The 12,565-nt window shown below is 45.4% G+C and carries 9 protein-coding genes and 1 pseudogene; 7 read left to right on the plus strand and 3 right to left on the minus strand.

What is annotated here, in order from left to right; genetic code table 11:
- Positions 1–185 precede the first annotated feature (185 nt).
- Together BCT11_RS22790 and BCT11_RS22795 are read right to left on the minus strand one after the other, a co-directional pair.
- Positions 186–470 (minus strand): bacteriocin immunity protein, encoded by a 285-nt coding sequence (locus BCT11_RS22790; protein WP_102389348.1) that lies wholly within the window; start codon positions 468–470, stop codon positions 186–188.
- Between the two features lies 1 nt (position 471).
- A complete protein-coding gene (locus BCT11_RS22795; protein ID WP_102389381.1) occupies positions 472–3,078 on the minus strand; it encodes an S-type pyocin domain-containing protein in 2,607 nt (868 codons plus the stop codon).
- A 338-nt stretch (positions 3,079–3,416) separates the two neighbouring features.
- Between BCT11_RS22795 and BCT11_RS22800 the strand changes: the two genes are divergently transcribed.
- The 3 genes from BCT11_RS22800 to BCT11_RS22810 all read left to right on the plus strand — a co-directional run bounded on the left by BCT11_RS22800 (position 3,417) and on the right by BCT11_RS22810 (position 6,468).
- Positions 3,417–5,108 (plus strand): class I SAM-dependent methyltransferase, encoded by a 1,692-nt coding sequence (locus BCT11_RS22800; RefSeq protein ID WP_102389349.1) that lies wholly within the window; start codon positions 3,417–3,419, stop codon positions 5,106–5,108.
- A 96-nt stretch (positions 5,109–5,204) separates the two neighbouring features.
- Complete coding sequence (locus BCT11_RS22805; protein ID WP_133152157.1) at positions 5,205–5,615, plus strand: DUF5991 domain-containing protein; 411 nt, start codon at positions 5,205–5,207, stop codon at positions 5,613–5,615.
- A 130-nt stretch (positions 5,616–5,745) separates the two neighbouring features.
- Positions 5,746–6,468 carry a transglycosylase SLT domain-containing protein gene (locus tag BCT11_RS22810; RefSeq protein ID WP_102389351.1) on the plus strand — a complete coding sequence of 241 codons (723 nt, stop codon included), beginning with the start codon at positions 5,746–5,748 and terminating at the stop codon, positions 6,466–6,468.
- Between the two features lie 24 nt (positions 6,469–6,492).
- Here the strand turns inward: BCT11_RS22810 and BCT11_RS22815 are convergent, their stop codons facing one another.
- On the minus strand, positions 6,493–7,284 hold the full coding sequence (locus BCT11_RS22815; protein ID WP_042604619.1) for a 2,3-dihydro-2,3-dihydroxybenzoate dehydrogenase: 792 nt from the start codon (positions 7,282–7,284) through the stop codon (positions 6,493–6,495).
- A 102-nt stretch (positions 7,285–7,386) separates the two neighbouring features.
- On the opposite strand from BCT11_RS22815, the pseudogene BCT11_RS22820 reads away from it, so the two are divergent.
- The 4 genes and pseudogenes from BCT11_RS22820 to BCT11_RS22835 all read left to right on the plus strand — a co-directional run bounded on the left by BCT11_RS22820 (position 7,387) and on the right by BCT11_RS22835 (position 12,565).
- Positions 7,387–8,483: pseudogene (locus tag BCT11_RS22820) on the plus strand (hypothetical protein).
- 289 nt (positions 8,484–8,772) lie between these two features.
- Complete coding sequence (locus BCT11_RS22825; protein ID WP_050568409.1) at positions 8,773–9,993, plus strand: isochorismate synthase; 1,221 nt, start codon at positions 8,773–8,775, stop codon at positions 9,991–9,993.
- Positions 9,990–11,609, plus strand: coding sequence for a (2,3-dihydroxybenzoyl)adenylate synthase (locus BCT11_RS22830; RefSeq protein ID WP_102389352.1), 1,620 nt, complete (start codon positions 9,990–9,992; stop codon positions 11,607–11,609). The genes BCT11_RS22825 and BCT11_RS22830 overlap by 4 nt, the downstream gene beginning before the upstream one ends.
- 65 nt (positions 11,610–11,674) lie before the next feature.
- Positions 11,675–12,565, plus strand: a complete 891-nt coding sequence (locus BCT11_RS22835) for an isochorismatase family protein (protein ID WP_038865588.1) — start codon at positions 11,675–11,677, stop codon at positions 12,563–12,565.

Below are 12,565 nucleotides of genomic sequence, written 5' to 3' on the forward strand. Positions count from 1 at the left end.
ATATCAACCTCTAAGCTCTAAGGTTTAAAGTTTCAGATACTTTTTCTAATATCAGTTGAGTGGGTCAGAGCTTTTAGTGTAACGCGTTTTTGTCCATTAAAAATACAGTAGTGAGGTCTGTGCTAAATTTGTAAAAAGTTCAATCGCGATAAGCGAGAAAGGCGTCATTGTGACGCCTTTTCTTTTTACTCTTTGAAGCAAGGAAGTCCTTGCTTAGCGTACCACTCTTTTATTTCTAAAATAACACCGCCAGGAGAGTCCTCTCTACCTGGGGAAGGGTGGAAGATCAAAGCATTACCATCAGGGTGAGATACTAACTCTGAAAAATGGGCGGATAGATTTGATATATGCAAGTCATAAGCTTCATCATCTAAATCGTTAGTGTCGGTGTCTTCGAAAAATTCTTCTAAGAAGCGATAAAATTCCGCCTCGGTGTAGTCTTGTAAGGCATCTTTAATTACAAGCTTCATATTATTGATCCTTATGTATGCTGATATGTCGTTTCGGGGTAAGGACACATAAATTATCTACATGGAATACTTCTCCACCATGCTGTATCTCTTCTTTGTGGTGTAACTCATACCTTTGTCTCCCTCCAACTTGTTCACTTGGTAGCGAAAAAGGAGAGCGGCCTCTCTTGATCAAACGTTGATTCGCACGGCTGAACTGGTTAATCAAAGTTTGGTCTTCACCAACGGCGTACCAAAAGCCTTCTCTAAATGCATCAAAGCTGCTGAACTCTCTTCCTCTCAGTTTATCAGCGATTTGGGAGGGTATTGGAGCACCTAAGTCTTTACCCGCATCAGCTAACCAAATGCCAAAGATATCTTCGCCTTTACCGGTAACGACTCCGGGCTTATCTCTCGGGCTTTCTTTATAAACCACATAAAGCGGTGCAATACCTGAGCTTTCAGGGAACACTAAGATCGCATCACGCCAGTCTTTCTCTTCTGGCGCAGGCGTAACGGTGACGTTCGCATCGCTATCCGAGTGGATTGGCGTGACCAGTATATCGTCTTTTTCAAACCCATCACTATGATCAGGCGTGCTTTGCCAACTTGCTTCACCGTTTTCTTCTGGCGTCCAATAGATGGTTGGTCCGTTCTCTTCAATCGCAACGGACAGCTGGCCATTATTTCCCTGTTTTACGTATTTGATAGGGATGCGGGTATCGTCTATGTGATAGCCCTGCACATGCGGATAAAACTCCCCATCTTTTGGCTCTGTTATGTGGACACGAATTCGGCTTTGCACCGTGGTCACTTGGCGTAAATCTTGGTCAGTGTATTGGGTGTTATCACCAAATAAGCTTTGTTGCATAGCAAATAGAGCGCCAATGCCTTCTACTTGCCAGCGGTAGCCCTCGACGATTTTGTCTTTCAATGTGCCGGCCAGTTTATCTAACTGCATCGCCGCGGTTTGGGTTTGTTGCGTTTGTTCTGGTGAACCGGCGACAGCTGCGGAACTGCCTATGGCCATCTGTGCTTGTGTCGCCTGAATGGCTGGAATTACCGCGGGAACGGCTGCGTTCGCTTGTGAAAAAAACGACCATGAGCCAAAGTTACTGATGGACTCTTGCTGATCGCCAATTTCAATACATCCTTTTGGTCTGGTGCAGGATTTAGCGAACACGAGCGAACTCATGACGTCTTTTAAGTTAAGGATGGCCACATCGCCTTCTACGCAATCGGCAGCGTTGATGGCTCGGTATTTGGTCAACCCAAGCAATGGATCGCTGTGTTGGTAATGACTGTTGCGGATGTTGTTGTAGGTTTGCGGGCGCAATGGCGGAAAGGTGTTCTTTTTGTCTGGTGCTTGTTGTTGCTGTGTCTCAGCAATAACAATTTCATCACCGACCGCGAGTGACAGAGGATCGGACTCAAACACGGGGTTAAGCGAGAGCAAGGCTTTAGCTCCCATACCATACCGTTCAGCTATGCTCTGCCAGGTTTCCCCCGCAACTACGATGTGCGTTGCTGCGGTTTGTTCTGCTTCCGCTTCATCGTTGTTATCTTCTGAGCGTGCTTCTTCCGGCTGTTTAGCCGCATCAAATAGTGCAGGGATATCCAACTTAATCCCGTTTTCACTCAGCCAATCTTCACTGAGATTATCTAGCTCTTCACGCGTGATTTGCCGCTCAAGATAAATGATGTATTGGTCCTCGAGGATTTGGTTTGCCAACTTCCAATACACTAAAATAGCGCTTTGGTCTTTGGTAAAACCGCGCTCGTCATTGAGTGTGTCTTGTGTCGATTGCGTAGCATAAAAGGCCCATTTTTCTTCCCCAAGAATTTTGTATTCTTGGACAAGTTCACCATCATTAAAGTGGTAGTAATAGCCTTCTGTAGGCAATCCTAAGCGTTCACCCAAACGCACGGCAGGGACGACAGGTATGAACCCCTCAACAGCCTTATGACTACCGGCTTTTTGTAAGGTGACTGCTTCCAATGGCGTCAGCCCGAGGTTGTCATCAGCTATATGGATATTTAGACGCTTTGGCTCATCGAATGCACATAACGCCGTGTAGCGTGTACCTTGCTCGGTATTGGCTTGCTCCCACCGCGTTACAGCGTTCTCATTTTCAGTTCTCGCTATAGCAAAGTCACTGTGCACCATTTTACTTACGGTGGTATCTGAGCAGCCAACTTCAAAGCTGTACTCAAATTCCTTGGTGATTTCCTCTTCACTTTCGGCTGCGATTGGCTGCGGCGTATAAACCCGCTCTAGCGCCGAGGTATCCCCAATACAAGAGCTGTACCCTCCCGTTGTTCTGGTGATTTTCGTTTTTGCTAACAAATTATCAGCGGCATCATCAGAGAATGCCGGGATAGCCTCAGAGTTTAGCCGCCAAGTTTTAGGGCCAACTGGGTCGTTGTAGCTAAGTAGAGCGGGAGTTTGAGGCGTATCACTCACGAGTACGAGCTTGCCTTCGTAGAGATGTTGCTTTAGCTGTTCAAAAGTAAGATGAGAAGGGGTGACAGAGGCAACATCAGCTTCCACAAGGTTATGGAGATCGCCCTCTATCAAACCGAATTCATGAGACATCACTTCCGAAAGCGGAAGAATTTTGTATGACACACTGATACCTAAAGTGAAAACCAATCATCACTCTAATCAGCAGAAAGTATGCCATTTTATTTTCAATAAAAATCAATCAATTGGAATGATGGCAAGGACTTGAAAACCAATTTTTTGTTTATCTTGCCAAGAAGTTGGATATAAAACTAAGAAATTGTAGATTCCCAAATAGGTATGATTGCATCGCAAGCAAATCGCTTTACTCTCGGTGCTCGTTTGGTCCACTTTTTAGCGACAGAACTTCTAACGCAACGTTTCCTACAACTTTTGCACTACCTTCTAGTCTTTGCAATCAATAGCACTTACTATGTGTTCAGTTCAATTGCAGCCTTACCTTTATGTCCTCTACCTTCAATTTCTATAACCAAAATGCGAGCTCATTAGCGGAGCAATACAACTCGACGACGTTTGAGAACGTTCATGCGAGCTGGCAGGCTTTTTGGCCTCATGCAGGCGATCGGATCTTGGATGTGGGAGCGGGGTCTGGGCGAGATGCGAAATGGATGTCGGAGCAAGGCTGTGAGGTGATTGCTCTTGAACCAGCGGCATCTCTACTAGAGCTTGGTAAAGTTAAGACGGGTAATTTGGTTACTTGGCTTGATGATGCCTTGCCTGCTCTTGAGAAAACCACCAACTTGGGACTTCGCTTTGATCTGATATTGGTGAGTGCGGTTTGGATGCATCTTGCGACTTCTCATCGTGAGCGTGCTTTTCGTAAACTCTCTAATCTGCTTGCGCCTAATGGCCGCTTGGTCATAAGCCTTCGCCATGGAGAGTTTACTGATGGGCGCAAAGCTTATCCTGTCTCCGTTCAAGAGTTAGAACAACTGGCAAAGAACAGTGCGCTTATGGTTAGGCATGTCTCGGACAGTGACGACCAACTCAAGCGTGATGATGTTCATTGGCAGACGGTTGTCATGTCACTTCCCGATGATGGTTCCGGTGATCTCAACAAGGTTCGTCATATCATCGTGAACGACTCTAAGTCGGCCACTTACAAACTGGCTTTGCTACGAACCTTATTACGAATTGCAGATGCTCATTCCGGAGCCGTTATTGATCGTACTGATGGTAAAGTTGCGATCCCTCTTGGTTTAGTTGGTCTGTATTGGATTCGTCAGTTTAAACGCCTCATTGATAAAGAAAACATCCAGCAGAACTCTAATGCATCAAAAGGACTCGGTTTCATTAAGCCTGATGGTTGGGACAAGCTTTCTCATTTAAGTCCGGATGATTTAGCAATTGGTACCATATTTGTTGGTGACGATGCTGTCGCTTTAGATAAAGCTATCAAAGACAGTTTGAAAACCATTAAAGATGGGCCAGTTACCTATACATACCAAGGTGACAAATCGAATCCATATTTTGAAATGGTACGTTCTTCTAAAAAGCATAAAGGTACTATCGTTGTTGATGGGGAGTTCCTTGAAAGCTATGGCAAATTTATTTTGGATGAGAGCTTGTGGGACTGCTTAAGGCTTTACCATTCATGGATTGAGCCGCTGGTGGTCAATCAGTGGATTCTTGAAATGCAGCGGTTTAGCTCAAACCAAGACCGAGGCATTGCCCTTCAAACCTATCATGATTGTTTGGTTTGGATTGATAAAGACCACGACACTCGCGCAGTACGCAAAAGGGTAGAGCAGTTGCGTTCGAATCAATCTGAGATCATCAGTGTATGGAGTGGGAGTAAGTTGCGTAATGAGTACCATGTTGATCACTGCTTGCCCTTCGCTTATTGGCCGAACAACGATAAATGGAATCTGCTGCCAACATCTAAAACTGAAAACCTCAACAAGCGCGATCGACTGCCCGCGGTGTATCGATTGAATGCGTCTAAACAACGCATCTTGGATTGGTGGGAACTGGCGTGGGGAGAATCAGAAACCCTGAGTCGGTCATTCTTTACAGAAGCGTCGTTGTCTTTACCGAATGTACCTGCTTCCTGCCAAGATTTTGAGCATGTATTTGAGGCGATGGGATTACAGATTCGTGGTGTGAAAAGCCGTCTTTGTATTGCAGAGTGGTAACTGGGTATCACTCGAAGTTTTGTTATTGTTAAGTGCAGCGATAGTTGGGTTGAAATACTCTCTCATTTTTAGCCAGAGAAGTGAGAGAGTATGATAATGAGCACAATCGGATTCGTAGCGACGGTGGCCTTTGTCACTCCTAATTGGAATGGGGTTTTTCATTGTGATATCGATTTGGGGCAAAGTAACGCAGGGCCGTTTGTGTGGATTGAATATAAACTTCAGATACAAGATGAAGAGTGCACGCTTCGTAGTCTAGGCGTTCAAACTGATGAAAGGATAAAGTGTAAATTGAATAGGCGAGGACCCGCATTAGATGTGTTGTTTGAGTCTTATTCAAATGGCAACTTAACTAACATCCATGGTGTTCAAGTTTACGAACGTGATGCAGTATTAGTGCAGCTCCGACAAGATCAAGGTCGTATTGTCACTCAGTGGTTTACCATCCAACCTAGCGAGAATACACCACAAATTTCTCATTGTTTTCAACGTACAGAAAAACGCTGAGTATACTTCTCAAACAGTCTTATTTATAAATTTTCCATTTCTTATAAAGCTCACAGATCTACCTCACATTTTTGTGCTTCATAACTGATACTGATATTAAAAGAGTGAGAAATGGATTACAGTTTGGGACATGTTTTCCAAATGTGGTTGTATCGTGAAAACGGTTTCTAAGCGATTGTATCAGCTATTAAAAATTGAAAAGCTTAAGCACAAAAAAGATAAGGTTTTTTCCTTTCAAAACAGGTTGATAGATAATAATTCGAAAAGCCTGAACATTTTTTCACCTTCATCTTTATTCCTTATAAAAAGTGATGTTTCTTCAGCGTCTTTATCGGTTCCAACTACCGATGCCCTTGCTTGGGGAAATCGCGTCTCGGTAGAGTTCAAAATCAAGGTTAACGACATTTCTAAAGAGCTCAATATCGATCCTAATCATTTGATGGCTTGCATGGCATTTGAAACGGCAGAGACGTTTAGTCCGAGCATCAAAAATGGCTCTGGAAGTGGGGCGACAGGGCTTATTCAGTTTATGCCATCGACGGCAGAGGCGCTGGGAACAAGCACAAAGAAGTTGGGCAAAATGAGTGCTCTGGATCAGCTGGATTATGTCAAAGCGTACTTTATGCCATACCGAAATGACATGGCGTGTCTTGAGGATGTGTATATGGCGATCCTTTATCCTGCTGCAATCGGCCAACCGCCAACACATGTGCTTTTCAAGAAAGGCTCGATCGCTTATCGCCAAAACGCGGGGATTGACCGCAAGAACTCAGGCAAAATCACATTAGCTGATGTGTCCTATAAAGTGAGGCGCAAGTTAGAGAAGGGCATGCACCCCAAATTTTACGGTTAAACTTTCCAATATTTTGGCGGGGGATCAGAAGGTTGCTCCGCCATCCACTCTCAAATCATGCATGGTGATATGGCCAGATTTATCACTGAGCAAAAATTCAATCGCATTGGTGATGTCTTTGGTTTCGGCAATCTTGTTTAACGGAATGCCAATTCGATGCGACGCTAAGTTGCCTTGAACCGTTTCTCGCTCGCCATAAGATTCATTCCACATTTGCTCTTGCATTGGTGTTCTGGTTGAGCCGGGGCTAACAATATTGCAGCGAATGCCATGCTCTGCCAGTTCTAATCCCAAACATTGCATCCACATGTGCAGGCCAGCTTTAGATGTGCAGTAGGCGGACATCTTCACGCGTGGTGTGTCTGCGGCATTTGATCCTACTGCGACAATCGCGCCTTTTCTGCCGTTTTCGACCAACATTTTTGCAAGCTGTTGGGTAAGTAGCATGGTGCCTTTTAAGTTGATATCTAGGGTTTTATTGAGCGCTTCGTACGGCAGTTCGAGAATAGAGGCGAGGTGTAATGTACCAGCACAAGTGATGATGAGCTCAGGGATGAGGTTATCCTGCTGAAGGTTCTGGCAGGCATTGAGGATCGCATGTGGATCGGATAGATCAAACGGAAGTAATGTGGTGCATTGTTGTTGGTTGGTCGACAAGTTTTGTTGTAGTTCATCCAATGTTGCTTGAGTCACATCGCAAGCAATAACATGCGCCCCTTGGTCTAATAAGCTTTTAGTACATGCTAGGCCAATCCCTTGTCCGGCACCAGTGACCAAGCACAGTTTGCCATAGAATTCTGAGCGGTTTTCACGCATCACCTTCTCCCTTTCGCGATACAAATATGAAATCTAAGTTGGATAGATGATAATGATTTTTGTTATCGTTGTCATGATGTTAACAAGGAGGTATAGAATTCAATGAAGACATTAGGCTGGAAAATCAAGCCCTTGGTACTGGTTTTAGGGTTGGTTGGGATCTCAGGGTGTGAGTATTTACCGCACTTTGCAAAGGTCGATTTGCCGGAGCAAAAAATTGAACAAGTGGTTGAGCAAGCTAAGCCCGCTGATGCCGCAATTCTGAAGGCATTCGAGCAACACAGTTTTGTTGGGATTGGCGATTACCATTGGAATGACGCTTTTTTACGATACGCAACGGAACTGGTTTCGACCGATGCTTTCTCTGACCAAGTCACCCATATTGTGGTCGAATTTGGTAATGCGAAATATCAACCTGTATTGGATAAATATCTGGCAGGCGGTGAGGTCAGCGAATCACAGCTGAATGAGGTGCTACGTGGTTCGATTTACTTTATGGCTTGGATGCCAGATGCGTATATCAACTTCTTCAAGGCGATCAGAGCGCGTAATTTGTTGTTACCTGAAGGCAAAAAAATTCAGGTGCATCTCGCGGAAGCGCCCTTTGAATGGGATGGTGTCGCGGATGCAAAAGTTTGGAAACAAGCGGCGCAGAGTAAAACGGATTACTTTTACCAAATTGCTCAAGAGCGAATTGAGCACAATGAAAAAGCACTGTTGATTTTCGGGGCTTTCCATCTGGTGAATGCACCGAAGGACTATGTCGCGAAAACGCAAGCCAGCGCTTGGCCGCTTGCGACTCGATTAGAGCAAGCGTTTCCTGATAGTACGTATTTAATTTGGCCGATGACAGAACCCGAAGTCGTGCAAACCTTCCACAATGTAAAATCACCATCGCTACTCGAAGTGACGAATAGTCCTATTGAGCCACTTCGATTCATCGATTTATTACCTAAAGCGCGCTATAAACTGGCGGCAATGGATAGATGGATGCCCGAGTCGGGGAACTGTTTGATGCGTTTCTGTACCTTGGTGAGAATGCGCGTTCGACCGTATTTCCACGTGAAGTGATGGCAGATCGTGAATGGGTGAATGAGATGCAAAGGCGTGTCGATTTGATCGGAGGCAAGATGCAAGATCGCTTCAACGAGATACGATCGCTGAGTGATGAGAAGTATGGGTTTTCTGATAACGGGTAATATGGCTAATAAGTATTTCTAAGTAAGAACTATCACAACAATCAATGGCTGACAGCATAAGGTGTCAGCCATTTTTTATGCGTCATTTTGAGGCTATTTTACTGATAAGACTAAAGAATTATTTGCGTTTCCCCATATTAATACTATGGGATTAATTTATAAAATTATAAATAATACGAATGATAATTATTATCAAAAGTGTTTGAATAAATGATTTTGTGTGTGTAGTCTCACCTCTTAAATGAGAAGGAATCTCATTTGGAACGCCATGTTTAATACAGTTTGAGAGATGATTATGCTTCGTAACTCAACGGGAAGCAGCACTATGCTCACAGAGTTTCTTAATGCCCATACGGATGATGCTTCGTTCTTCTTTAGCTCTCCGACAGTGACGTTATTGACTCAAGGGATTGCTGCCGAATTTTCCCAACAAGTCAGGTTCTCAGAATTAGATACTCACATCAGCCAATTATTGGATTCGGCGAAGGAAGAGGGCAATGAAAACCCTATCGCTGTAGGTGTGATCCCATTTTCTGAACACAACCCAGTACATTTCATTGTCCCTGAACGTCTGATTACGACATCACCAATCCGACCGGATAAAGTGTCGGATGTGGATGGGTTAACGGATTGTCATCCATCTTCTATTCAACCCATTCCCGATCCTAGTGATTACATGCGTAGCGTTGAACAAGCCGTAAGGAGTTGCTGTCGAGAGGATGTGGAACTCGACAAAGTCGTCTTGTCTCGCACCATGCAAGTCGAGACGGAAGAGGATATTGACCGCGCTCGTTTCCTAAAAACGTTACTCAAACAGAACCCCGGTGGCTACACCTTTTCGACTCGCATTGGAGGAAGCCATTCCGATGCATATTTAATGGGCTCTAGCCCTGAGCTTCTTGTTTCGCGCAAAGGCCCTCATGTTTGCTCCAACCCGCTAGCAGGTTCCCGTCGTCGCAGTGACAACGAATCAATGAACCAACAACAAGGTGAGTTGATGATGGAAAGCAGCAAGGATCTTCACGAGCATGCGGTGGTTGTGGATGCCGTCGAGAAAGCGCTCCAACCTTGGTGCCACAATTTGTATGTGCCGATGGTGCCATCGGTGATTGAAACCAAAGCGATGTTACATCTTTCGACTCGTATCGAGGGCATGGTTTCAGATGCCAATACCAGCGTATTAAAACTCGCGAGTGCATTGCACCCGACACCTGCGGTATGCGGTTACCCTACAGCGCAGGCTTATGATTTTATCAGCAATGTAGAGCCCTTTGACCGTGGTTACTTTACCGGGCTGGTTGGTTGGGTGGATGCCCGCGGCAATGGAGAATGGGTTGTCGTGATCCGTTGTGCTGAGGTCGAGAAAAAACGTCTTCGCGTTTACGCGGGTGCTGGCATTGTTGCTGGCTCAGAGCCACAAAGTGAACTTGAAGAAACCGGCAACAAGATGCGAACCGTGCTTAACGCATTGGGTATTGAAATCCGTGAGAACATGGAGGTGGTTCAATGAACCGCCCGTGCATGAAGGCATCAGGATTTACCCCATGGCCGCAAGAGATGACTCAAAAGTATCGCGATGCAGGGTTTTGGACGCAGCAAACCATCCCAGAGATGCTTGAGGCGAGCGCACAGCGTTATTCAGAATGCGTAGCTTTGGTTGCGGGCGATCAGCAATGGACTTACCAAACGTTAGTCGAACAAGTTGACAAGCTTGCTGCCGGGTTCCAGCACAAGCTCAATCTAAAATCCGGTGATAAAGCGGTTTTGCATTTGCCCAACGTTGGTGAGTTTTATTTGAGTTTCTTTGCCTTGCTTAAAATTGGGGTTCAACCCGTTTTAGCGTTACCTGCGCATCGCTATTCGGAGATTCGATACTTTTGTCATTTTACTGAAGCGAAAGTATTGATTACCGCACCTCAATTGGGCGTCAAAACCGCTGAGATAGCTCAACAAGTGGCCGCAGATTTACCGAGTTTAAAAACGGTAGTGTGGGCTGGTGAAGAGAGCTTAATACCTACCGGTGCTCAAGCGCTAAACACACTGTTTTTGGAAGAGGTTGATGCTCAACCTGATGTCGCCGAAGACTTTGCTTTTTTCCAACTTTCTGGTGGGACAACGGGTACGCCAAAGCTCATCCCAAGAACCCACATTGATTACCTTTATAGCGTTAGTGCGAGCAATGACGTTTGTCAGTTCTCTGCTTGCACTCGTTACTTATGCGTTTTACCTGCTGCGCACAATTTCCCATTAAGTTCGCCTGGCGCGTTGGGCTGCTTTATGGCTGGTGGCATGGTCGTACTAGCGCCAGATGCCAGCCCTCAAACGGCCTTTTCTTTGATTGAAAAACACCAAATCACTGTCGCGGCTTTGGTTCCTCCATTGGCGTTGTTATGGCTAGATGAAGCAGCAAGAACCCAGCAAAACATTACGTCACTTCAGTTACTGCAAGTTGGTGGCGCTCGTTTTAGTGAAGAGGCGGCAAAACGAGTGAAGCCAGAGCTTGGTTGTACTTTGCAACAAGTGTTTGGCATGGCTGAAGGGCTGGTAAATTACACCCGTTTGGATGATCCAGACTCAGAAATTGTCACTACGCAAGGCCGTCCTATGTCACCTGCAGATGAGCTTTTGGTACTAGACGAAGGAGGTAATCCGGTTTCGAAAGGGACTGCGGGGATTTTGTTCGTGCGTGGTCCTTATACCATTCAGGGTTATTACCATGCACCGGAACACAATCAGCGTTCTTTTACCGACCTTGGTTATTACCGCACTGGGGATATTGTCGTTATGACTGAAGCAGGCAATTTGCAAGTTGTGGGGCGGGATAAGGACCAAATCAATCGTGGTGGTGAAAAAATTGCGGCCGAAGAGGTGGAGAATCACCTTCTTGCTCATGACTCCGTTCACGATGCGGCGGTGATTGCGATCCCAGATGAATACCTTGGTGAGCGCAGTTGCGCGGCATTGGTGTGCAGAGCGCAAAATCCCAAGCCTATTGAAATCAAGCGATTCTTACGAGGTCGAGGATTGGCGGATTTCAAAATTCCAGATCGCGTGATCTTTGTTGATGTTCTACCCAAAACGCCAGTAGGAAAGATCAACAAAAACAAACTTCTAGAACTGATTTAATCGAACCACCACACCACGATATCAACGGTGTCGTGTGTATAAATAAAATTTTGGAGATTAGCCCCATGGCCATTCCATCTATCTCTGGTTATTCACTATCTAAGCCGATGCCAGAAAACCGCGTAAATTGGTCTGTAGAGCCAAAGCGCGCTGTGTTATTGATTCACGATATGCAGCAGTATTTTCTCAATTTCTATGATGTCGATAGTGAGATGATCCAAACGCTCACTCATCATATTAAGCAAATTAAACAAGCGTGTATCGATGCGGGTATCCCTGTGGTTTACACCGCTCAACCGGGTGACCAACGCCAAGAAGACCGTGCCTTACTAACGGACTTTTGGGGACCAGGTCTGAAAGCGGATGATGATATTACGCGTATTTTCCCTGCGCTTGCGCCTTCTGAACAAGACATTGTTTACACCAAGTGGCGTTACAGTGCGTTTCAGCGTACTCCGCTTAAATCCATGATGGATGAAACGGGTCGTGACCAGCTGATCATCGTAGGTATTTATGCCCACATTGGTTGTTTACAAACCGCTGCCGAAGCGTTCATGACCGATATTAAAGCTTTTATGGTTTCTGATGCTGTCGCAGATTTCTCAGCGAACGATCATGAAATGGCACTCAATTATGTCGCAGGTCGCTGTGGCTATGTGTTGGATAAGCAGCAATTGCTATCTCAAATCAGCAGTGCAGATGAATTTGTCGGTGATGACTTTTCCATTCCTCAATCTCAGCAACATTTAACTCAGCAGTTAGCGGCATTGCTAGAAGTGCCAGTCGATGAAATGACGCCGGAAGATAGCCTGCTGGATTTCGGTTTAGATTCGGTTCGTATGATGTCACTGGTCGGTGACTGGCAGCAAGCTGGTCTAGATGTGAGTTTTATGGAACTTGCCGCCAAGCCCAGTGTGCAAGATTGGTGGCAACTGATTGAGAAGAAGCTGACTTAA

It is taken from the genome of Vibrio sp. 10N.222.52.B12 (assembly GCF_002875385.1).
Taxonomy (GTDB): domain Bacteria; phylum Pseudomonadota; class Gammaproteobacteria; order Enterobacterales; family Vibrionaceae; genus Vibrio; species Vibrio jasicida.